The organism is Desulfosporosinus lacus DSM 15449 (assembly GCF_900129935.1).
GTDB lineage: Bacteria > Bacillota > Desulfitobacteriia > Desulfitobacteriales > Desulfitobacteriaceae > Desulfosporosinus > Desulfosporosinus lacus.
The window spans coordinates 124,598-146,489 of the sequence record NZ_FQXJ01000003.1; the positions used below are offsets into that span (position 1 = coordinate 124,598).

Annotated in this window: 21 protein-coding genes, 4 tRNA genes and 1 riboswitch; of the genes, 22 read left to right on the plus strand and 3 right to left on the minus strand. The window is 40.5% G+C overall.

Features of this window, described 5'->3' with window-relative positions; all coding sequences use genetic code 11:
- Window positions 1-78 precede the first annotated feature (78 nt).
- The 10 genes from BUB11_RS00645 (at window position 79) to BUB11_RS00690 (ending at window position 9,905) form a co-directional block, all read left to right on the plus strand.
- Window positions 79-1,500, plus strand: a complete 1,422-nt coding sequence (locus BUB11_RS00645) for an NAD(P)/FAD-dependent oxidoreductase (protein WP_073027049.1) — start codon at window positions 79-81, stop codon at window positions 1,498-1,500.
- Between the two features lie 72 nt (window positions 1,501-1,572).
- Window positions 1,573-2,871, plus strand: a complete 1,299-nt coding sequence (gene purB / locus BUB11_RS00650) for an adenylosuccinate lyase (protein ID WP_486598917.1) — start codon at window positions 1,573-1,575, stop codon at window positions 2,869-2,871.
- Window positions 2,872-2,897: 26 nt separating this feature from the next.
- Window positions 2,898-4,184, plus strand: coding sequence for an adenylosuccinate synthase (locus tag BUB11_RS00655; protein ID WP_073027054.1), 1,287 nt, complete (start codon window positions 2,898-2,900; stop codon window positions 4,182-4,184).
- Between the two features lie 59 nt (window positions 4,185-4,243).
- Window positions 4,244-4,320: transfer RNA gene (locus tag BUB11_RS00660), tRNA-Lys, on the plus strand.
- A 295-nt stretch (window positions 4,321-4,615) separates the two neighbouring features.
- A complete protein-coding gene (locus BUB11_RS00665; protein ID WP_242947407.1) occupies window positions 4,616-5,794 on the plus strand; it encodes a methyl-accepting chemotaxis protein in 1,179 nt (392 codons plus the stop codon).
- Window positions 5,795-6,197: 403 nt separating this feature from the next.
- Window positions 6,198-6,282, plus strand: a riboswitch (cyclic di-GMP riboswitch).
- A gap of 114 nt (window positions 6,283-6,396) precedes the next feature.
- Window positions 6,397-8,166 (plus strand): methyl-accepting chemotaxis protein, encoded by a 1,770-nt coding sequence (locus BUB11_RS00670; RefSeq protein ID WP_073027055.1) that lies wholly within the window; start codon window positions 6,397-6,399, stop codon window positions 8,164-8,166.
- A 322-nt stretch (window positions 8,167-8,488) separates the two neighbouring features.
- Window positions 8,489-8,564: transfer RNA gene (locus BUB11_RS00675), tRNA-Glu, on the plus strand.
- 11 nt (window positions 8,565-8,575) lie between these two features.
- Window positions 8,576-8,651, plus strand: a tRNA-Phe gene (locus BUB11_RS00680).
- Window positions 8,652-8,973: 322 nt separating this feature from the next.
- Window positions 8,974-9,648 carry a PhoH family protein gene (locus BUB11_RS00685; RefSeq protein WP_073027057.1) on the plus strand — a complete coding sequence of 225 codons (675 nt, stop codon included), beginning with the start codon at window positions 8,974-8,976 and terminating at the stop codon, window positions 9,646-9,648.
- A gap of 182 nt (window positions 9,649-9,830) precedes the next feature.
- A tRNA-Gly gene (locus tag BUB11_RS00690) sits at window positions 9,831-9,905 on the plus strand.
- Between the two features lie 125 nt (window positions 9,906-10,030).
- Here BUB11_RS00690 and BUB11_RS00695 read toward each other — a convergent pair.
- From BUB11_RS00695 to BUB11_RS00710, 3 genes are all read right to left on the minus strand, one after another.
- Window positions 10,031-11,269 carry a tyrosine-type recombinase/integrase gene (locus BUB11_RS00695; protein ID WP_073027059.1) on the minus strand — a complete coding sequence of 413 codons (1,239 nt, stop codon included), beginning with the start codon at window positions 11,267-11,269 and terminating at the stop codon, window positions 10,031-10,033.
- Window positions 11,270-12,191: 922 nt separating this feature from the next.
- A complete protein-coding gene (locus BUB11_RS00705; RefSeq protein ID WP_073027063.1) occupies window positions 12,192-12,509 on the minus strand; it encodes a hypothetical protein in 318 nt (105 codons plus the stop codon).
- Window positions 12,510-12,586: 77 nt separating this feature from the next.
- Complete coding sequence (locus BUB11_RS00710; protein ID WP_073027065.1) at window positions 12,587-13,051, minus strand: helix-turn-helix domain-containing protein; 465 nt, start codon at window positions 13,049-13,051, stop codon at window positions 12,587-12,589.
- A 167-nt stretch (window positions 13,052-13,218) separates the two neighbouring features.
- Between BUB11_RS00710 and BUB11_RS00715 the strand changes: the two genes are divergently transcribed.
- The 12 genes from BUB11_RS00715 (at window position 13,219) to BUB11_RS00770 (ending at window position 21,891) form a co-directional block, all read left to right on the plus strand.
- Window positions 13,219-13,491, plus strand: a complete 273-nt coding sequence (locus tag BUB11_RS00715; protein WP_073027067.1) for a helix-turn-helix transcriptional regulator — start codon at window positions 13,219-13,221, stop codon at window positions 13,489-13,491.
- Window positions 13,492-13,536: 45 nt separating this feature from the next.
- Window positions 13,537-13,830 carry a helix-turn-helix domain-containing protein gene (locus BUB11_RS00720; RefSeq protein WP_073027069.1) on the plus strand — a complete coding sequence of 98 codons (294 nt, stop codon included), beginning with the start codon at window positions 13,537-13,539 and terminating at the stop codon, window positions 13,828-13,830.
- Between the two features lie 532 nt (window positions 13,831-14,362).
- Entirely contained in the window at window positions 14,363-14,818 is a 456-nt protein-coding gene (locus BUB11_RS00725) for a hypothetical protein (RefSeq protein WP_068965012.1), read from the plus strand.
- 370 nt (window positions 14,819-15,188) lie between these two features.
- Window positions 15,189-16,358: a hypothetical protein gene (locus BUB11_RS00730; protein ID WP_073027071.1), complete on the plus strand. Its 1,170-nt coding sequence runs from the start codon at window positions 15,189-15,191 to the stop codon at window positions 16,356-16,358.
- A 172-nt stretch (window positions 16,359-16,530) separates the two neighbouring features.
- Window positions 16,531-17,316, plus strand: coding sequence for a ParA family protein (locus BUB11_RS00735; RefSeq protein WP_068965010.1), 786 nt, complete (start codon window positions 16,531-16,533; stop codon window positions 17,314-17,316).
- Complete coding sequence (locus BUB11_RS00740) at window positions 17,309-18,304, plus strand: ParB N-terminal domain-containing protein (protein WP_073027073.1); 996 nt, start codon at window positions 17,309-17,311, stop codon at window positions 18,302-18,304. Before BUB11_RS00735 ends, BUB11_RS00740 begins: the two co-directional genes overlap by 8 nt.
- Window positions 18,294-18,512: a hypothetical protein gene (locus BUB11_RS00745; protein WP_073027075.1), complete on the plus strand. Its 219-nt coding sequence runs from the start codon at window positions 18,294-18,296 to the stop codon at window positions 18,510-18,512. The genes BUB11_RS00740 and BUB11_RS00745 overlap by 11 nt, the downstream gene beginning before the upstream one ends.
- The gene (locus BUB11_RS00750) at window positions 18,509-19,198 is read left to right on the plus strand and encodes a JAB domain-containing protein (RefSeq protein WP_073027076.1); all 690 of its coding nucleotides are present in this window, start codon (window positions 18,509-18,511) and stop codon (window positions 19,196-19,198) included. The genes BUB11_RS00745 and BUB11_RS00750 overlap by 4 nt, the downstream gene beginning before the upstream one ends.
- A 115-nt stretch (window positions 19,199-19,313) precedes the next feature.
- The gene (locus BUB11_RS00755; RefSeq protein WP_073027078.1) at window positions 19,314-20,285 is read left to right on the plus strand and encodes a DUF3991 and TOPRIM domain-containing protein; all 972 of its coding nucleotides are present in this window, start codon (window positions 19,314-19,316) and stop codon (window positions 20,283-20,285) included.
- Window positions 20,286-20,305: 20 nt separating this feature from the next.
- Window positions 20,306-20,659, plus strand: a complete 354-nt coding sequence (locus BUB11_RS00760) for a hypothetical protein (protein ID WP_073027080.1) — start codon at window positions 20,306-20,308, stop codon at window positions 20,657-20,659.
- Between the two features lie 329 nt (window positions 20,660-20,988).
- The gene (locus BUB11_RS00765; RefSeq protein ID WP_073027082.1) at window positions 20,989-21,540 is read left to right on the plus strand and encodes a hypothetical protein; all 552 of its coding nucleotides are present in this window, start codon (window positions 20,989-20,991) and stop codon (window positions 21,538-21,540) included.
- 21 nt (window positions 21,541-21,561) lie between these two features.
- Complete coding sequence (locus BUB11_RS00770; protein WP_073027084.1) at window positions 21,562-21,891, plus strand: MobC family plasmid mobilization relaxosome protein; 330 nt, start codon at window positions 21,562-21,564, stop codon at window positions 21,889-21,891.
- The last annotated feature ends 1 nt before the right edge of the window (window position 21,892 follow it).

Sequence of the window (21,892 nt, forward strand, 5' to 3'; positions counted from 1 at the left end):
CTGGATTGTTAAGATAAAATTGTTTGCGACTGGGGTTTTTCATATTTAGAAAAGAAAGCGGCTCTAGGAGGGAAAACAATGAAACATAATGTAGATGTCTTAATTATCGGAGCCGGTCCGGCCGGAATTTTTACGGCCTTAGAGTTAACAAAGCACGATAAAGATCTGAAGATTCTTATTGTTGATAGTGGTCGAAGCATAGAAAAGCGAAAGTGCCCCGCTCGTACGACTGGGGTTTGTGCAGGATGTAATCCGTGTGCCATCACTAGGGGATGGTCAGGTGCCGGAGCTTTCAGTGATGGTAAACTGTCTTTGAGTCCTGCGGTAGGCGGTCGTTTGGTTGAGTATATGAATGAGGAACAAGCTCAAGAGTTGATTGATTATGCTGATTCAATTTACCGCGAGTTTGGTGCTCAGGAAACAGTGTATGGCTTAGATAACCGCCGGGTGGAAGAAATTCAGTATGAAGCATCTCGTCACAATATTGCGCTAATTCATTGTCCAGTACGGCATTTGGGTACGGAGCTGGCCTATGATGTCTTAAAGGGGATGTATGAACATCTCATGCAAAAAACAAATACGATTTTCTGGGAACTTGCTGAAGTTAAGAATATTTTGGCCGACTCAGAAGGAGCAATAGGGGCTACTATCCAACGTCGAGATGAACAAGAGCTGGATGAAGTGTTTGCTCGTTATGTGATTGCTGCCCCCGGACGAGGGGGAGCAAATTGGCTGGCGGATCAGACTGTTCGCTTAGGCGTTGTAACAGAAAACAATGAAGTCGATATTGGAGTAAGGGTCGAAGTACCAAACTCAATTCTTGACAATTTAACTCGTGAACTTTACGAACCTAAACTGGTTTATTATTCAGATACGTATGACCTCAAAACACGTAGTTTCTGCGTCAATCCGGGCGGAGTGGTATCAGAGGAACACTACGACGGAGATATTGCTGTAGTAAATGGGCATAGTTATGCGGATCCTGAGAAGAAGACCAAGAACACGAATTTTGCTTTATTGGTTTCTACTCGCTTTACAGAACCCTTCAATCAACCCATTGAATATGGACGATATATTGCCCGGCTGGCGAACATGCTAACAGGTGGAGGAGTAATGGTACAGCGACTGGGAGATCTTCTGCAGGGCAGGCGGACGACGGAAAGTCGTTTGCGAAAATCTACGACTATTCCTACGCTTCTTTCTGCTGTTCCAGGAGACCTTAGTTATGTGCTCCCGGAACGGTACTTGACTTCTCTTATTGAGACTCTCAAGGCGTTCGATAAGATCGCACCCGGTATGTATTCTAAGAATACGTTATTGTACGGAGTGGAGGTTAAATTTTATTCTTCTAAAGTAAAAGTGAAATCAAACTTTGAAACAGCAATACCTAGGTTGTATGCAATTGGGGATGGAGCGGGAATCACACGCGGGTTAATGCAAGCTTCGGCGACAGGGATTGTTGTTGCCCGAGATATTGTGGCCAAGGGTAAAATTAATTAATATTTACACTCCCTTGTGGAAGATAATCAAAATTATCATTTAAGAGGAAAGAATGACTGGGGGCGAAGTTTGTTGCTCGATCGATATACTCACCCTGAAATGGGAAAGTTATGGCAGGACGGATATGAATATGATCGCTGGCTAGAAGTTGAACTGGCTGTTGCTGAAGTTATGGCAAAGCGTGGTGAAATCCCTCAAAAGGCCATGGAAGATATTAGGGTTAAGGCAAAAGTGAATTCTGAGCGGATTTTAGAAATTGAGGCCGTAGTGCGTCATGACCTAATTGCTTTTCTGCAAGCAGTTGTAGAGGAGATTGGAGAATCCGGAAAGTACTTACACCTTGGATTGACTTCTTCAGATGTTAAAGACACTGCGTTAAGCCTTGTGTTAAAGGATTCAGGTCTTCTGCTGAAAAAGGACTTAATAGAGTTCCGAGAGGCGTTGGTTAAGCGAGCCTTGGAGAGCAAATATACAGTGATGGTCGGTCGGACTCATGGTATACATGCTGAGCCACTAACGTTTGGCTTAAAGCTGGCACTATGGATTGCCGAGATTGATCGTCAAATCGAACGCCTTGATCAGGCTATAGTTTCTGTAAGTGCGGGGAAGATCTCAGGAGCAGTGGGAACGTATGCCAACGTCTCACCAGAAGTAGAAGAGGCTGTTTGCCAACATCTGGGTCTGGAGACTGCTTTGGTGAGCAATCAAATTTTGCAAAGGGATAGACACGCACATTTTGTGACAACCTTAGCTTTAATTGGGGGTTCTATCGAAAAAATCTCAACAGAAATTCGCAATTTACAACGCACAGATATTCTTGAAGTAGAGGAACCTTTTGCAGACGGACAGAAGGGCTCCTCTGCAATGCCGCATAAGCGGAATCCGATCATTTGTGAGCAAGTGTCAGGAATGTCGAGGCTTCTGCGAGGCAATGCGTTGGCCGCTATGGAGAATATTGCGCTCTGGCATGAACGGGATATGACTCATTCTTCTGTTGAACGGATCATACTTCCGGACAGTTGTATTCTGTTAGATCATATGCTTCGACAGATGACAAAAGTTATTTCCGGGCTTAAGATTCGAGAAGATCACATGAAGCGAAATCTCCAGAAAACCTTTGGACTGACATCGTCCCAGCGCGTTCTCTTGGCCTTAGTCGAACATGGTTGTATGAGAGAAGAGGCCTATGCCTGGGTTCAACAGAACGCATTTGAAGCCTGGGATCAAGGGTTGGATTTCATAGAAGTTGTTTCCAAGGACGCGCGTGTTCTAAACTATTTGACCAAAGAAGAAATTCAGGGCTTGTTTGATTTAAGATATCATCTACAGCACGTGGATAATATCTTTAAACGACTGAAATTAGAAGATTAGAGCTTGAAGATGGGAGGAAAATCTATATGGCTGCTGTTGTTTTAATTGGTTCTCAATGGGGGGACGAGGGAAAGGGCAAGATAACGGATTTCCTAGCCGAAAAAGCGAATGTTGTTGTAAGGTACCAGGGCGGGAACAATGCAGGTCACACGGTTGTTGCAAATGGAGAAGAGTTTAAACTTCATCTAATTCCTTCGGGAATTCTCTATGCAGACAAGACTTGCGTGATTGGCAATGGAGTGGTGATTGATCCGAAGGTCTTGTTAGAGGAATTAGATTACCTTGCCAAGCGAGGTATTAAGACGGGAAAGCTAGTCATTAGCAGTAATGCCCATGTCATAATGCCTTACCACAGAGTGCTTGACGGCTTGGAAGAAGAGGCACGCGGTGAGCATAAAATTGGAACCACAGGACGTGGAATCGGTCCGGCTTATATGGATAAGGCGTCGAGGATTGGGATTAGAATTATTGATCTCTTAGATAAGGATGAGTTTGCTGAGAAACTACGGCGTAATTTAGTCGAAAAAAACAACTTGTTCGTGAAAGTCTACGGTAAGGCAGCACTTAAATTTGAAGAAATTTATGAAACCTATCTTGGTTATGCGGATAGAATTCGTTCGATGGTGACCGATAGTTCGCTTACCATTGATGTAAGCATTCAAGCAGGAGAGAAAGTCCTCTTTGAGGGGGCACAAGGGACCTTGCTTGACATAGATCATGGGACTTACCCGTTTGTCACATCATCTCATCCGATAGCCGGAGGGGCTTGTATAGGAGCAGGGGTTGGGCCAACGCGTATTAATCGTGTAATTGGGGTTATTAAGGCCTATACTACGCGTGTGGGAGAAGGCCCTTTCCCTACAGAATTATTAGAGGAGACCGGAGAAGAAATGCGGAAGAATGGACATGAGTTTGGAACCACTACCGGCCGCGCGCGTCGATGCGGTTGGTTTGATGCGGTTATTGCCAGATATGCTGTTCGTGTGAGCGGAATTTCGGATTTTGCTATAACAAAACTAGATGTTCTTACGGGATTTGAGACATTAAGGATCTGCGTTGGGTATCGTGTAGAGGATGAGATTATCCGAGAATTCCCACAGAGTCAAAAGATATTCAAGAAATGCCAACCAGTTTATGAGGAAATGCCTGGTTGGAAAGAAGATATTACACAAGTCCGCCGCTTCGAGGACCTGCCCCAGGCAGCCCAAAATTATATCCTCAGGATTGAGGAATTGTCGGGTGTACCAGCTACTTTGGTAGCAATTGGTCCTGGACGTGAACAAACAATTGTACGCGGGGAAATTTTTAGTTAAGAAAAACATTGACACTTCTAATACTTTCGTGTAGAATTCTAATTCGTGGTACAAATATTGGGCCATTAGCTCAGTCGGCTAGAGCACCTGACTTTTAATCAGGGTGTCCCGCGTTCGAGTCGCGGATGGCCCACCATAACAGAATTGACCGTTTTAGCCATGTTGGCATAGCAGATGATTTACGGCAGTGAGAAATTCTAATCTCATTCCATAAAATCGGAAGCTGTGTCCAGCATGGCTAAAATTTGTATTAAGGGCTCAACGAACAATATTTTTTAGGGCAGACGCTTTGATTATGTCATTGGGCTAACCTGGGTATAAAGAGTAAGTCAAAGCAACTCTATATTCTGCACATAGATCTGTCAGGATCTATGTGCAGAATATAGAGTTAATATTTGTGTTATTCTTTGCTATTTGAACCCTATAATTGGGTGATTGGGACTGGAAACTGGGTGGATGATATGGATAAACTTGTTCAAGCAAAGCAACTTGAATATCATCAAAAGAGTAGAGTAAGTATGATTTATACCCTAGTATCCATCTTATTAGCCTTAGGAATTGCGCTCGTATTAGGGACAATCATGAGTAAAAAGATATCTGATCAGATTGTTGCGATTGCCAATAATGCAGATGAAATTGCAAAGGGTAATTTGAAAGTAAAGAGTCTCAATATTAGTTCCAAAGATGAATTAGGACAACTAGGAAGAGCTTTTAAAACTATGACCGAAAATTTGATTGGGCTTGTTGAACAAGTGTCATCGTCCTCAAGGCAAGTTGCTTCCTCATCTCAACAATTGAGTATAGGAGCAGAACAATCTGCACAAGCCTCACATCAAGTCGCATTAGCTATAACGGAAGTTTCCTTGGGTGCTGAAAAACAGCTGAGTGCAGTCAATGAGACATCCGCAAGCGTAGAGGAAATGTCGGCAGGAATCCAGCATATGTTAGAGAATGCTAAAGTAGTCGTAAAGTCCTCAGAAAAAACTGCCCTTTCTGCTTCTGAGGGAAGTCAAGCCATTGACAAGACGATACAGCAAATGGTCAATATTGAAAGAACAGTAACAGGGTCAGCGGATATGGTTACCAATTTAGGAGAGCGTTCTAAAGAAATTGGACAAATTGTGGATACCATTTCCGGGATAGCAGCTCAGACAAACCTCCTCGCCTTAAATGCAGCCATTGAAGCTGCGCGAGCAGGTGAACAGGGAAGAGGATTCGCTGTAGTAGCGGATGAGGTCCGGAAATTAGCAGAAGAATCGCAAGAAGCGTCTAAACAGATTGCCACGCTGATCAGTGGTATTCAACAAGATACGCAAAAGGCCGTTTTATCGATTAATGAGGGTACTCATCAAGTCAAACTTGGAACAGAGGTTGCTGAAACTGCAGGCCAAGCATTTAACGAAATATCAGAATTGATTAATCAGGTTTCGTCTCAGATTGAGGAAATCTCTGAAGAGATTCGACAGATGGCTGCAGGCAGCGAAAGAATAGTCTCATCCATATCGGATATCAATGAGACTAGTAAGGAAATCACTGGACAGACACAAACTGTGTCTGCAGCAACGGAAGAACAATCAGCCTCAGTTGAGGAAATAGCCTCTTCAAGTTAGGTATTAGCTAATATGGCGGAAGAATTACAGGAAACTTTAAAAATGTTTAGTATTTAAAACTATTAAATCTAGTTAAAGCCAAAAGATAGAGACTAAACAATCACGTAGGAGTGCATAAGTGATGCGTACTAATTTGTAATTATAGGAAGACAGTGATTAAACATAAAGTGTTTAGTTACTGTCTTCTTAAGTTTCCCTTAAAACCAACATCGAATAAACTGAAGTGAAAACAATATATAATTATTATTCGTGCAAAATGCGTTCTTTTGGGCCCATATTATAAAAAAAGCAGAATTTGATGAAATTTGGGAAAAATATATAGAATTATTGTTTTCCTTGTGCTATAGTCAGATAAAAGGAACAATAAAATATCGAAAAGGATCTTTCCGATATTACATAAGGCTATTGACAAAGGCAAACTTAGCGAAAGCTGAGGACGCAAAGCTACGGGTCTTCCACGTAAGGGTGATGATAGCCGAGCTGCCACTCCGGGACTCTGTCGTGCCTTAAGGGGGGCGATTTTTTTGTAGTCAAAAAAATTATAGGGCATTTTCATTATAGGTTATTTTAAAGCAAATTAGATAAAGGGGGACAGGAGAGAAATGACGAAGATAAAGTACCGCATTATTCTTTTGTTAGTGACAACAGCACTTATTATGGGTTCAATTCTCGGAGGGTACAGTATTTATAATTTAATAGCAGCAGAACAAACTAACTTAAAACAATATCGAGATACCTTGTACGAACAATTTGATCGTAATGTTAAGCTTCAAGTACAGACAGCTCACAGTTTAGTTCAAGATATTTATGCCAGTCAACAAAGAGGAGAATTAACTCAGGAAGAGGCAAAGAAGAAAGCAGCCGATTTAGTAAGAAATTTACGGTTCGATAATGGCAACTACTTTTGGATTGATACCACAGAGGGGGTAAATGTTGTTCTCCTCGGGAGAGATACTGCTGAGGGCAAGTCGCGTTATGATTCCAAAGACAGTGATGGTAAACTATTCGTACAGGACTTTATTAAGAATGGCACTCAAGTGGATGGAGGTTATTCAGATTATAAATTTGCTAAGCCAAATGAAACTGAAGCGTTACCAAAGAGAAGTTATACATTGTTATTTCAACCCTATAATTGGGTGATTGGAACTGGGAACTGGGTGGATGATATTGATAAACTTGTTGCGGCAAAGGAACTTGATTATCAGCAAAAGGGCAGAGTAAGTATAATCTATACTTTAGTATCCATATTATTGGCCTTAGGAATAGCACTCGTCTTAGGGACGATTATGAGTAAAAAGATTTCCAATCAGATCGTTGCGATGGCAACTAGTGCAGAGGAGATTGCCAAAGGGAATCTTAAAGTAGAGGGACTCAATATTAGTTCTAAAGACGAATTAGGTCAACTAGGAAGAGCTTTCAAAACTATGACTGAAAACTTAATCCAGCTTGTTGAACAAGTGTCATCCTCCTCGAGGCAAGTTGCTGCCTCATCCCAACAATTGAGTATAGGAGCAGAACAATCTGCACAAGCCTCGCAGCAAGTTGCATTATCAATATCGGAAGTTTCCTTGGGTGCTGAAAAACAGCTGAGTGCAGTCAATGAGACATCCGCAAGCGTAGAGGAAATGTCGGCAGGAATTCAGCATATGTTAGAGAATGCTAAAGTAGTCGTAAAGTCTTCGGAAAAAACTGCCCTTTCTGCTTCTGAGGGAACTCAAGCCATTGACAAGACGATTCAGCAAATGGTCAATATTGAAAGAACAGTAACAGGGTCAGCGGATATGGTTACTAATTTAGGAGAGCGTTCTAAAGAAATTGGACAAATTGTGGATACCATTTCTGGGATAGCAGCTCAGACAAACCTCCTCGCTTTAAATGCAGCCATTGAAGCTGCGCGAGCAGGTGAACAAGGAAGAGGGTTTGCTGTAGTAGCGGATGAGGTCCGGAAATTAGCAGAACAATCGCAAGAAGCGTCTAAACAGATTGCCACGCTGATCAGTGGTATTCAACAAGATACGCAAAAGGCGGTTTTATCGATTAATGAGGGCACACAACAAGTTAAACTGGGAACACAAGTAGCTGAGACCGCAGGCCAAGCATTTAATGAAATAACGTCATTAATTAATCAGGTTTCGTCCCAGATTGGGGAGATATCGGAAGAGATCCAACAAATGGCTATGGGTAGTGAAAGAATAGTCGCATCGGTTTCAGATATATATGAGACAAGTAGAGATATTACTGGCCAGACGCAAACTGTGTCTGCTGCGACGGAGGAACAGTCGGCCTCGGTAGAAGAAATTGCCTCTTCGAGTCACGTATTAGCTAATATGGCGGAGGAACTGCAACAAACTTTGAAGAAATTTAATTATTAAGTAACTTATGTTAAAGACCTAAAGAGATAGGAACGGTATTTAATATCGTTCCTATTCTAGTTATATCATGCCTGAACAGTTTCTTGAAATTTAACAGTGTATTGCAAAGACAAAAAAGTAGATGATATATGGAATTCTGTTTTTCAAGAAAAAGGGTGGAATTTTAAAATTCACTATAAAGCTCGTTAGAATTATATAGAAAAGTCTTGACAGAGATAGCAACATAGTGTAATATTCATATTTGTGAGTGTCCTTTAAATATTTCTTTACTTTAAGTCGGATTTAAAAGTATTTTAGAGTGTTGAGATACTGACATTTATAAGGCCCGTTGGTCAAGCGGTCTAAGACACCGCCCTTTCACGGCGGTTACACGGGTTCGAATCCCGTACGGGTCACCAAAAAATTTAATGCCTCGGTAGCTCAGTCGGTAGAGCAGAGGACTGAAAATCCTCGTGTCGGCGGTTCGATTCCGTCCTGAGGCACCATAATGTCTAGCTAAGGAAATTAGGTAAGTTGTTTATACTATAAAAAATAGCTCTCAAGGTTCTGTAATTTCCTCTGGAAAAAACAGAACCTTATTTGTCGTAATTTGAAGTTTTAAGGTGTTTGCCATTGGTTTGTAGTATTTACATCAGAGTGACCCCCGCTTCTTAAGTTTATAGCAATCTTGAATTAAGTTTACTTTATGAGAAATACTAGAAGCATGATCGTCTTTAAGGGCGGGAAAGCCGACAAAGTTTTATTGAATGAAATATTTAATTTAAGATTTTCCGTAATCAGACTTATAGAATAAGGTTGGTGAAATCTGTGCCATTACCTGAGAATAACTTACTGTTTGGGTTCGCGCCAAGATTGACGGCAGAACAACGGGAATATGTTGATGCGATATTCGATTATCAATTAGTGATGGTCAATGCTAAAGCAGGAACTGGAAAAACAACTCTTGCAGTTGCTTGTGCTAAACTCTTTAAGCAACCACTAACATATATTTTTAATCCAGTTCAGGAATCTGCGATGGGTTTCAGACCGGGAACCCAATCTGAGAAGGAAAGCATCTACCATCAACCATTGATGGATGCTCTCTTAGAAATCAATGAGAATCCTGCTCAGTGTGTATATAATGAAGAGGCACTGGTCAATGAAGCTATTCGCAGGAAGGTAAGTATGAAACGGGTAATGGATAGTATTTGGTGTTATCCTAAAACCCCCTTATTTCTTAGAGGCACTAATCTTAAGGAAATGACTATAATTATTGATGAGTGCCAGAATTTTACGGTTCAAGAATTAAGAAAAATATTCACTAGAGTACATGATTCATGCAAAGTAATATGTATCGGCCATTCAGGTCAAATTGATATCCCTGTTGCTAAAAGTGGTTTTGTCCCATATATGGAACACTTTAAGAGTCAACCTTATTGCAAGATTCTAACGTTGACGAAAAACTTTCGTGGAGATCTTGCAAATTGGGCAGACTCAATTTAGAGTAACTGAAAGTGAACTTAGAGACGAAATACAAATAACGAGAATAACGCTTATTGTTTTAAGTACTAATTCATAAAATAGTATGAGTTGACATATTCGGTCCTAGCGCTTATAATTTTCTTTGTTGGGAAAAGGGTCTAATGGTCTAAAGAGGCTAAAAGGATAACCCTTTATATAATTAAGCGGACGTGGCTCAGCGGTAGAGCATTGGCTTCCCAAGCCGAGGATCGCGAGTTCGAATCTCGTCGTCCGCTCCATATGAAATGTAGGCACTGCAAGGGATTGCAGTGCTTTTTTATGTTGTATGGGAAGTGTAGATAATAGTTTTGACGACAACTTGACGACAACTAGCTTTTAAAAAGAAAAACCGGATTTTTCCGGTTTATTTTATCGCCTTTATTAAATTGCTAAATCGAGAGACAGCCCGGATTTTGCCTTCTGGAGTACTATGACCGTAAATATCTAATGTGGTACTGGTTTTGGCATGTCCAAGGAGGTCGCTCACATTAACTGGGTTTTCACCATCATCTAAAAGCAAGGTTGCCACCGTATGCCGCAAATCATGAACCCTTAGGAGTTTGATTCCGGCTGTTTTGGTAATTGCAGCATGTTTTCTATTTAGATTCCGCGGCTCAATGGGTGTACCATAAGCAGTTGTAAATAATAGACCGCTGTCTATATAGTCAGGACCCAAAAGGATTTTTTCTTGACGTTTTAAAGATTGGAAGCGCTTAATTTCTTTAATGACTTTGGGCAATAGAGGAATAACTCGTTTGCTCTTTTTTGACTTCGGTTGAGAGAAAATAAGTTTTGATTTTTCCTCCCCTTCTAACTTTTTGCGCTTAATAGTTTGGATGATATAAACTTCCCCTTTATTGGGGTCAAAACAATGATCAGGAATCCCTAAGAGTTCTCCTTTCCTTAACCCAGTCGTTAATTCTAGAAGAAAAACAGCATAGAGCCGGTCTTCTTTTAGAGCTGCTAAATAACAATCCACTTCTTCGGGGGAGTAGGTATCAAACTCTTTGTATACGATGCTGGGCAACTCGACATCTTCTGCAGGGTTCGACGGGATTTTTCTAAGTTTTTTGGCCTTAATTAGAGCGCCGTTAATCAACTGATACATCATATGCAAGCGCCGAGTTGATAGTCCGCCCTCTTTTCCGTCCAGGCGCCCAGATTCGGCCTTGTAATTAAAGAACTCCTGCAAGGTAATAGATTGTACTTTAGTTAAGAGATGATGCCCTAGTAAAGGGATTATATGCTTCTTAGCTAAATCTACATAGTCTGAATATGTTTCAATACGAATTTTATTGGGCATTGGTTTCTTATAGACATACAGCCATTGTAGAAGCCAGTCGCCAAAGGTTTCTTTTTCCGGTTCTATATATTGACCGGTTCTTAGTTTATATTTTAACTCTACAAGTTTTTCTTCTACTTCCGATTGTGACTTGCCATATAAGGATTTTCGCTTAGGTTTACCGGTCAAAGGATGATATCCGGTAGTAACCTTTGTTTCCCAACGCCCATCGGCACGCTCACTAATTCTTGTTCCTTCATTATTGGCCCGCTTCCCTACTTTCTTTTTCGGTTTTTTCTTTTTAGCAGTCTCTTCTGTCATATGAACATCTCCACTTTGGGGCTCTATATAGAAAAACTCCGCACTTTTTCCTTAGGAAAAGGTGCGGAGCGCTAGGCCCTCTGAAAATTTTTGATGCTCTGGGTCTCAGGCCGGTTTCGGCAACAGGTCCGCTGGCATATTTCAATTATTTTGCAAAATAATATTGTAAAGCAGAGCGGGGAAATTCATCCCATAGCCGTCCTTCTAAAAGACGGCCTGTTTTATATTTTTGGACTCAGATTTCTCCTATCAGGTTTAATTATAGCATACTTCCTCGCCGGAACGCACGTTCTACTCCTATTTATTACAAAGTATAATATATATTGATCAAGACTTTTTAGTATAAACCTTCCTTAGTATTACATGATTTTCTATTGAAAACTCCTTAATGAGGTTTACATATTATTAAATAAAGACACAATATAGGATATATAAGGAAACTAGGTTATTGAATAAGAGTGCTTGGAGCATCTATCATTAATCGATGTTTCCTTTTTAATATTGTGTAAAATACTTATGAATTATTAACTTACCTAACCAAATAATTCCAAACACGATTCCTGCAAGTGTAATATTGATAACTGCGAAGTATATTAAGTAAATATTATTTGCATGTGTAGCACTATCTCCATGTAGTATCATATTATCTTTAGCTATATTGAGGTAAGGTATAATAAATATATTCATAATAAGAATAATGAAAGTACCAATAAAAGAATTTCGCATAAATAGCATCCTTTCTAAATAACAAATATATCTAAAACAAATCTAACTAGGTAATGCTTCGCCATTAGTTATCAGCAAAGCGTCTCAGTGAAATTACTCGCTTTTTTGCTGCTGGAAGCCATTGGGATGAAGAACTGTTATTGAAAAATATCGTAACTATAAGTTGTTTGTTGAAGCTTTAGAGTATAATAACCCCCTAATATCCATATGATTTCGCTGTTACTTTAGCCTCCCAATCGGCCCTAATCTCCATCGGATCATGCCGCATATCAAGCCCAACGATATAGCCAACTTTAGGAAGGTCATTTTCAATATGAGAGACTTCATGGAGAAAAACCTTGGTTTGAGTTTGCCAATTTAAATTAGAATTAATTACAATATGATAAATATCCTTACGTGACTTATAGACAAAACCAGCAATATCAGCGCAAAGATTTAGTTTATGGACCTTTATATCGTGAGTCGCCATAGCTTCTATAGGATTTTCATATATTAAGTCAATCAATACACCCATTCAGTCACTTCCTGTTGATTCATGTCGAAATTTATGTATATAACAAGAACTGCTTTCCTTTAATAGGAGAGCAGTTCTTATTCGTCAGCTTCTTCATCTTCAATTGCTTTAATAATTCGAATAACTTTCTTTATGGATTGTGGGGTAAGATCACGAGCTTGTTTAAACATTAATTGAAGGTCTTCACGCTGTGAAATTTCTTCCCAAAACTCAGCTAACTCAGGGTCGCTAGTGATAGCGGCTTTAATTTTTTCGGTGGGGTCATTGTAGTTAAGAGGAGTATCTCTAACAAAAGGGTAGGAGTGAAGAGAAACTTGATCAGGGCCTTTTTCACATAAGTAGCCAGCTGCTTTCATAAGTTCTTCATAACTAATCCCTAACGGTTTAGCGAGCTTTTTCAAAATGTCAGGAGAAGGAATTCCTGCTTTACCATTAATCATTTTTGAGATATAAGAATGATCAATATCTGCTAACATTGCAAGTTGGCGATAGGAATATTTTTTATTTTTAATAAGGTTACTCAAATAATCTGCAAAATCCATGAAAACACACTCCTAACTATATTTTATAGTAATTCATATGTTGAATTTATGCAACAAAATGCACAAAATATATGGGTAAAATATTCACCAGACAGTGTTGACTTTATTCACCGCGCTGATATAATAAAATAAGGCGGTGAAAGTTATCAACAAAGGAGATGTTTGATTTGGCAAAATTGATGTTAAATAAAGATGCTTTTGTAAAAGCTCTCAGAAACTTACGAACAACAAAAAAGTTATCAGATATAGCTAAAGATATGGATATTGATAGATCTCATCTATACAAGGTGTTAAACAAAAATCAAGAGCCAGGCAGGAAGTTTATTGAAGGGGCTTTAAAAGTTTTTCCAGAAATAAGTTTTAACGAGTTATTTTTTTTAACCAATGTGGTGAATAAATTCCCCGGTAATTCTCAAGAAGAAATAAAATTAAACCCATAACAATTCAGCATAAATGAATCATAAGGAGAGAGAGGTGAAGAATCCATGGAAAAAATACAAAGCGAAACACAGTCTACACTTGAGATTAGATGGGAAAGCTTGCCTTTAGTTCTTTCAGTGGAGCAAGTAGCTGAATTAGTTGATGTAGGAACCCAACAGATTTATGATCTGTCTCGAACTAAGGATTTTCCTGCTAGACGATTTGGAAGGATCATCAAAATATCTCGTGATGCTCTACGGCAATGGATGGGTGAAGATATACACAAGCCGATGGATGGAGGATGGCAGGATGAATCAAATACGATGTCCCTCGTGCGGCAAACTGCTGGGAGAATATGAACTTAAAGGTTCAATAATCTTAAGCATTATCTGTAAACGGTGTAAAAAGCTTGTTGAGTTAAAAATCTTTGTTAGTCCTAAAGAAAATCAGAAGTAAAAATGTTGAATACTTAGCCCTTAACTACATTCAACTTTGAGACTAATTATATTCAGTAATATTTTACCATCAAACAGGTATACTTCCTATCTTTTTATGAGGCACAAAAGAGAATGGAGGGGTCAGGATGAAAAAAGAGCTGAATTTAAGGGTCTTAGTTAGAACCGTACCCCATCCCCATCCTCAACCTCAAGCAACAATTGACCTGATTGCTAATATTTTGGTTAATCAGCTTATTAAAAGATGAAAACCATGAGATGACTTCGATGCATCAAACCCAAGCACTAAATAAGGTGAAGGATATTTCGCTTGAAGCGGTAGTGAAACCAGATAACCTTATAAAAGAGTTAAAGGCTGCTTCCTGATCAGACAGGAACGTACTAAAGAGATCCTCGGCTGGCTCTGCTGGGAATAAGTTCAGAAGGAGAAAAAAGCATGAACGAATACTATTTACTTAGAGCAAAGGAGCAGAATGAGGACTTGCAGACAGACAGGATAAGAAAAGGTTTAAAGGTCAGTCTTACTGATAAAGAGCATAGCAGTTTAAAGCTACTGGCTTATAAAGCAGGATTCAAGAGTGCCGGAGAGCTTTTATCATCTTTTGTTGGCGACTTAACTGATTGGCATACTAATGGATCTGATGAGAGTGACCTTGCCAGTGAGTGGTATGAGAGGGCTTTTGGCATGAGTGAGCACTATACCAACTTTATTCACTACCTTTATAACCATGACTATACCCTGGAAGACATTGCGGACATGCTCGAAGATGAGGATTATTTTGAGGATGTATATGAAAGATACATAGATGAAAATGAGGGAAAGACAAACCAGACCAGAGAAGAATGCATAAACGTTATTAAAGAACTGATAGAGAAAGGAGAGGAGCTATAAGTAACAAGGGTTCCAGTTGAGGCTGCTGAAACTGGTTTGAAAGGAATGGTTTAATTGGATATTAGTTCGTTTGAAAAGGTATGGGAAACTGAATACCTCTGTGATCGGGTGAAGCGGATCACAGAAGATGTTATAAAAAAGGCAATTATGAATGTGCTCTAGATTACCTTAGAATGATACGCCAGAAAGCTGCAGATGCTGAATATTTCATCAAACATAACTCGCCCGCCTGATGAGCGTCAATACGCCTTGGGTCCGCTGGGTACGGATCGAAACCTCCATCCGGGAGGTCGCGGGAACCCAATTAGCCGCAATTTAATATGTTCAGTAGAGGTTCGGTAAAGTCGGACGGAAGGGTGTGGGCGAAGCTATGTCCAAGGCAAATACAAAAAATCAGGCTGTACAGAAAAACATCGGGCGTCCGATGGGCAGAAAAAACAGTTCCATCAGAGCTGATCGAATGGAAATCATCCAGACGGTCGCGGAAAAACTTATCACTGGCATGGCTACGGCCTCATCCTCAGAGCTGGCCCAGGCCATCTGGCCGGAATTATCTCAGGATAAAGTGGGTCTTAATGCCAAATCTAAAACCGTTCGCCTGGCCCTCCAAAATATCACCGAAAATCCAGAACTTGCAGTTGTCCCCAAAGAAGCTCTCATAGCAGCTCTAGCCGAAAGAGCAGGGCAAAAAAAAGCCCCGAAAGATACCGAAAAAGAAAAGAAGGCAAAAGAGGCTACCCGCCGATCACGGTTGGAGTTGCAAAAAAAAGACTGGCTGAGTCAGCCCATTCGGCTTATGGAGAGTCGGATTAAAGCAACGATCAAAGAGTCTTTAGGAATTTTTGTAGGGGAAGGAGTGGCACAACCAAGCCCTATGCCATGCTTTGATGTTAAGGTGGCTGGCAATATCTTTACCAGAGAATCTGTCCTGCGTGTGCTGGAACTCGAACTTAAGATTCAGCTACATACAGCACTTCGGTACACCTGGAATGGGGAAGAGGCCTGGGAGTTTCTGATGAAAGCTAAGGAACTGATCAGGATCAAAAAGAAACTCTATAAATCTATAGGGCTCAGCTGGGAAGAAACAAATAACCTGGCCCACCAGGCCAAGCAGCTGCGGGATGACGTTGAACAAGCTTACGAGAAAATGAACGATAGAAAGGGTTGGGCCGATCCCGATCTCAATGCAAGTCAGCAGCTTTCAAGCTATGACCAAAAAAACAAAGTCATGCAACATCACACCGAACAAGTTGAATCCTGGGCTGCCGAAAAGTTACCGGTAGAAGTAGAGATAGCTTCAGACACAAGATATCCCGACGCGGACAAACCGTGGAAGGGGAGGCCGCTAATTAAACCAGATGTACAAACTGATTCTCATATTTATGGATTAGGTACAAAATTAAAAGAATTTGATGATGATATCGTAGATTTTGAAATAGCCAGCATTATGAGCAAACGACTTCTACGAATAGCTGGTCTACAAAAAGAAAAGGCCTCGGACAAAGCCGAGGGTCAAAGAAAAATATTAAGCACATTATAAGTCATATCGGAACGTGTAAAGGCATTGTAACCGGTTCATAAGTAAGCCTCTCAGAAATACAGATCTGTGGGGCTTTTTGAGCGCAGAGTGACCGCCCAAGAGGGCGGGTAATGCGGCAAGTCGGTCACAAGCCCGGCGAAAACGCTAACTTTTTACGAAAGGAAAGATGTAAATGAATCAATGCGAAATTATTGCTATAGCCAACCAAAAAGGAGGCGTAGGCAAAACTACCACAACCATCAATCTTGGTTATTCCTTAGCCGAGAGGGGGAAAAGAGTTCTACTTGTTGACTGCGATCCCCAGTCCAATCTCACCATGAGTTTTGGCATCGACCGACCAGACGAGCTTCCCATAACGCTCTATCACCTTATGACAGATATCATCGAAGAGAAAGAACTACCTCAGAGAAGTGATTACATTCTTTCCTTCAATAACCTCGATATCCTGCCTTGTAGCATCGAATTAGCAGCTGTCGAGGTCAATTTAGTTACTGCCATGAGCCGAGAGATTACCTTAAAGGCCATCCTTGATCAACTTAGACCCTACTATGATCACATCATCATCGACTGCATGCCCTCATTAGGCATGCTAACGATTAACGCCCTGGCTGCCTGTGACCGGGTCCTGATTCCCGCAGCTCCCCAATATCTATCAGCGAAGGGACTGGAACTACTCCTAAAAAATATTATTCGAGTTAAACGCCGCATCAACCCTAGTATCGAGATTGATGGTATTCTCATAACAATGTTTACTGAAAGGACAAAACTCAGCAAAGAAATCGTCAACCTCATCAATGAGTCCTACGGAAACCATATCAAAATCTACGAAAACAAAATTCCCGTGTCAGTCAAAGTGGGCGAAGCCGTTCTTAAGTACAAGAGCATTGTGGAATTTGATCCTAACGGCAAAGTTGCTGTAGCCTACAAGAACTTTGTAAAGGAGTACGCGGATGAGTGAAAGAAAACTCTTATCTCTTGAAGATATGTTTGGTGGTCCGATTGAAGAAACACCTATAGAAAGGAATAAGGAAGCGATCACTGAATTAGAAATTTGCAACCTTGTCCCTTTTGAAAATCATCCATTTAAACTTTATACTGGCGAACGATTAGACAATATGGTAGAGAGTATTAAAGAAAACGGTGTTATTCAACCTATTGTAGTTAGGCTAATTGCTGACAATAAATTTGAGATTCTAGCGGGGCATAACCGTGTTAATGCCTCTCGATTAGCCGGGCTTACCAAAATCAGAGCAGACATACGGGAAAATATCAGTGATGATGAAGCCGCCTTAATTGTTACTATTTCCAATTTTGAACAGCGATCACCCTCGGATATGTTGCCGTCAGAGTTGGCGAAATCCTTAAAAATGCAGCTTGAAGCAGCCAAGGCAACTGGAAAAAAACAAGAGCTAATTAATGAGCTAAAAACGCCCCAAAAGCCGCATGAATACAGGAATTCAGAGGGGTCTGCTCAAGTTGAGCAGCGGCGATGGAGTGTAGAGAAAGTAGCAGATAATAACAAAATGTCCCGAGCTAATATCCAACGATATATCCGACTCAATGAGCTCATTACAGACCTCCTTGATCGGGTGGATAACAACGAAATTGCATTTATTCCAGGGTTCCATCTATCTTATCTATCTAAAAACGAGCAGCAAATAATTCAAGATATTATTTCAATTAACAATTTCAAACTAGACATAGTTAAAGCGGAAAGAATGAAAGACCTATCGGAGCGAGGCAAATTAACAGGCGATAAGATCTATTCAATTCTTTCTGGTGAAGATGACCAAAAAACGAAAAAGCCAGCCGGAATTAAACTTAAACCCAAATTGGTAACGACATTTTTTAATGCTGGTCAGAAACCAGCAGAGATTGAGCGAATCATAGAGAGGGCACTAATTTTATATTTCGAACAAGAAAGGGGAATAAATCATGCCGACTGAAAATCAAGAACTTAAACAATTCAAGGACCTACTCATCAAGCTTACCGAACCAAACGAATCTGAAAAAGAAATTCTAAACCTTTATCTTGAGCAATATGGGCTAAACCTTTTCGATCATCTTTACTTAGTGGATCTCTCTTTACCCATACTGGAAAAACTTGATGCTATTCGCATTCTTATAACGGCAAGGAAGGAGGAGCTTCAGTGAATTCTTTTAGTGATCAGTATTTGACTGAGCTTTTTCTAAATGGCTTGGCCGGACTTACCGGCCTATCTTACGCTCAGCTTAAAGAGTATGCTGAATCCAATTCTATTTTTAATATTGTTGATTATCCGGATCTAGTCCATCCGTCTCCTGAGCAGTTAGCGAAAATTGAACTGCTAAAAGAATTGATCAAAAGTTACAATGTGCTGAGGACTATAGAAGATTCAAGGTTGGAATTGAGTAACTCTTCTGTCGTAGGTAAATATTTTGTATCTTTTTTGGAAGGTAAGAGAGATAAGGAAGTGTTTATGGTTACCTTCCTAGATACAAAGCTTAAGGTAATTGAAACGAGGGTAGTGAGTGAAGGAGATATCGATTCGGCTGCTGTTTATCCGAAAGATATTTTAAAGAGAGCGTTGGATTGCAGGTGTTCTTCAATTTTCTTAGCACATAATCATCCCAGCGGAGATCCAACACCAAGCACAGAGGATATAGCTATAACGCAAAGACTGGTTAACATTTTTGAACCGTTGGGCATTGGGGTTAAGGATCATTTCATTGTAGGAGGGATGAGTTATTATTCCCTAAGAGAACAGGGAGCGTCTTGCTTCAATAGCAAGGATATCGCAAATTATGAACCGATTTATTATAACGATTCTTTGGCTGACGAACTTGAATTGGAGCCTTAAAGGCCGGGAGAAGCTTAAAAGAACAATTGGTAACAATTGAACTCAATAATCTTAAGGCGCAAAATACTGCGTCTTTTTTTAATACCGCAAATTCATTGAAAGGAGGTAAATCTGCATGGGAAAGCTTTTCACCGATGAGCAGATTGCTCAGGCTAACCAGATCAATATTCTCGAATACGCCCGTCAGGCTGGTTATTCCGTTGAGAAAATCACACCCAAAGAATACAAAATTCCTGGCTTTGGCGGTTTACGTATTGACGGTGCTGGTCGCAAATGGAACTGTTTTTCGGCTAATGCAGGCGGGGGGCCAATCCAATTTGTCATGTACACAGAGAAAAAAAGCTGGGTAGAGGCAGTAAAACAGCTACTTAGTCTAAGTCAAAATCAAAATAATTTTCTTTATCGGACTTCAAGGGATATTGAAAAAGAAACTGAGGAAAAAGGCGAGTTTGTTCTCCCTGAAAAAAATAGCACCTACAAGCACGTCTTTGCCTATCTGATTAATACACGAAAGATAGACAAGGATATTGTTATTTCTATGGTCAAACAGAAAAAGATTTATGAAAACACTCATCGATCCTGTGTCTTCGTTGGCTATGATCAGGAAGGCATCTCCAGATATGCGTCAGTTCGCAGCACGAATACTACCGGCAGCAGCTATCGCGGAGACGTCGCAAATTCCGATAAAGCCTTTGCTTTTAGTATCAAAGGATTGAGCAACACCATCCGAGTTTTTGAATCCCCTATTGATGCGTTGAGTTATACTGCATTCCTTAAGCAGTTTGGGTCAGAGAATAAGGACCACATGTTGGCACTTGGCTGTCTTGGTGATGTATCGCTTGAACATTACTTAAAAGGCCATCCAGAAATCAATCGAATTATTTTCTGCCTGGATAATGATCAATGGGGGCACCAGGCTCTCGATCGGTGGGTAGAAAAGTACAAACCGAATTACGCAGTAGCTCATCATTTCCCCAAGGGAAAAGATTGGAATGAGGATTTAGTTTCTTTTTTCAAAGAGATGGAGCAAAGGAGGGAAGCAGAAGCAACGTTAGACCTGGAAAGCGAAGAAGAGGCTATAATTTAGCCGAATAAAGGAGGCTGACCATGAAGACTGATTTGGAATCAGATGGTTCACCGTTAAGGTATGCAATATCCAATGATAAGGTTGTTCTTGTTTCAGCAAGTGTAAGGAATATAGCCTATTTAGCGGAAAGTTTTAATCAATATCCTCCATTAAATAACGCAGCTACTATTCAGGAAAAGGAAGCTATTGCAAAAGAAGCATTTGAAGCAGAAGGTTACAAAGAAAATGTAGATTTTGTGTTTGTTCCGGTAGAAGAGTTGAAAGAGGAAGTCGATAGATACAACCAAGAGAATTGTGAGAAAGAGGAGTTTGAAGAAGCTGAAGGCTCTGCAGTGGACCTAGAAGAAGACTGCGAAGAAGGTATGGAACTCTGAAACCCAATTCTTGGGCAGCGTTAATTAATAAGACCGTAAAAAATTGTGCTGCTTTGGTCAATTCTGAGTACGCAATCAGGGTTTTGAGGGGAGACCATTATGAAGATGAGCCAAATAATGCAAATATGCCTTCAATTGTTGACAGCAATGGGGGCATTTCTTTTTCAGTATCACCGCCCCAGATTGCGTCTTATGTCCCGGCAAGCTTCCTACTTGGGTGCTCACGCACCCCAGTAGCTTGTTGGGAGTGCCTCCCAAACCCTCTTATGGGGACTGCGTCCCCAAACCCCTCTTGGATATTGAACAGAGGATTGAAAGGCGGGTAGTATATGTCAAACAGAGAAGATTGGTTCGCAGTTTCTTCATTTTTGTACTCAGGGATCTCAAGCAAAATTAGTTTTTGCAAGGACTTTCCGACGCTTGCCACTCCTGAAAATTTGAAGGAGTTGGAAGATGCCATAAATATTTATTCGAAAAATTGCATGACAAGTGTCAAATATTTACGAGAGGATTATGAGCGCTTAGTTAAACAGTCCATGGAGGTTGAATACAAGAGAGAAGCCTCTCAAGAAAACATCCTTGCAAGAACTATTGAAGATTATAGAAAACAGGAAAGATTTGATCCTCAGCAACTTAAGCAAATTGAGATCGGTTTGGAAAAGGGAATTGATGTTTCAAAGTACGCTGATCCTTCCTATGACGTAGATCAAATGCTGGAGATCCGTTGGGGCCTGGAGGATGGCGTGGATGTGAATTCCTATGCTGATCCGAAGCTTACCCCAAGAGAAATGGAAAGAAAACGGCTAAATATGAATTGGGGTAGCAAAGTCAGTGAGGAAGTAGAAGTCGAAGTGAAAGATGAATATGACATGGAAATCTAACCTATTAAGAGGTGAGGATGAGTGAGAGCTAAGCCAAAGCGAGTTGTGATTTGGGTTACAGAAGAAAAAAAGAAAGTACTTAAGGAAAAAGCGAAAGCCGCCGGTAATTGCCATCTTTCTGACTACATACTCCAGATGGAGGAACGAGGAATCATCTACGTGGTCGAAGACGTGCCCAAGTTTCTTCGGCAGCTCAGTGGAATGGCCAACAACCTGAACCAGCTTACTCATTTATGCCACATCGGGAAAATTAAAGATCCTGAAATTCTCGTGCACCTTAAATTAAATATGAATGGGGTGAAAGACATATTGCGGTCATTGAATTCATTAATCGCGCGAACAAAGAAATAAG

Coding starts and splice junctions, on each gene's coding strand:
- BUB11_RS00645 (WP_073027049.1), top strand. CDS start 79: ATGAAACATAATGTAGATGTCTTAATTATCGGAGCCGGTCCGGCCGGA.
- BUB11_RS00655 (WP_073027054.1), top strand. CDS start 2,898: ATGGCTGCTGTTGTTTTAATTGGTTCTCAATGGGGGGACGAGGGAAAG.
- BUB11_RS00670 (WP_073027055.1), top strand. CDS start 6,397: ATGACGAAGATAAAGTACCGCATTATTCTTTTGTTAGTGACAACAGCA.
- BUB11_RS00695 (WP_073027059.1), bottom strand. CDS start 11,269: ATGACAGAAGAGACTGCTAAAAAGAAAAAACCGAAAAAGAAAGTAGGG.
- BUB11_RS00705 (WP_073027063.1), bottom strand. CDS start 12,509: ATGGGTGTATTGATTGACTTAATATATGAAAATCCTATAGAAGCTATG.
- BUB11_RS00710 (WP_073027065.1), bottom strand. CDS start 13,051: ATGGATTTTGCAGATTATTTGAGTAACCTTATTAAAAATAAAAAATAT.
- BUB11_RS00720 (WP_073027069.1), top strand. CDS start 13,537: ATGGAAAAAATACAAAGCGAAACACAGTCTACACTTGAGATTAGATGG.
- BUB11_RS00725 (WP_068965012.1), top strand. CDS start 14,363: ATGAACGAATACTATTTACTTAGAGCAAAGGAGCAGAATGAGGACTTG.
- BUB11_RS00730 (WP_073027071.1), top strand. CDS start 15,189: ATGTCCAAGGCAAATACAAAAAATCAGGCTGTACAGAAAAACATCGGG.
- BUB11_RS00735 (WP_068965010.1), top strand. CDS start 16,531: ATGAATCAATGCGAAATTATTGCTATAGCCAACCAAAAAGGAGGCGTA.
- BUB11_RS00740 (WP_073027073.1), top strand. CDS start 17,309: ATGAGTGAAAGAAAACTCTTATCTCTTGAAGATATGTTTGGTGGTCCG.
- BUB11_RS00745 (WP_073027075.1), top strand. CDS start 18,294: ATGCCGACTGAAAATCAAGAACTTAAACAATTCAAGGACCTACTCATC.
- BUB11_RS00755 (WP_073027078.1), top strand. CDS start 19,314: ATGGGAAAGCTTTTCACCGATGAGCAGATTGCTCAGGCTAACCAGATC.
- BUB11_RS00760 (WP_073027080.1), top strand. CDS start 20,306: ATGAAGACTGATTTGGAATCAGATGGTTCACCGTTAAGGTATGCAATA.
- BUB11_RS00765 (WP_073027082.1), top strand. CDS start 20,989: ATGTCAAACAGAGAAGATTGGTTCGCAGTTTCTTCATTTTTGTACTCA.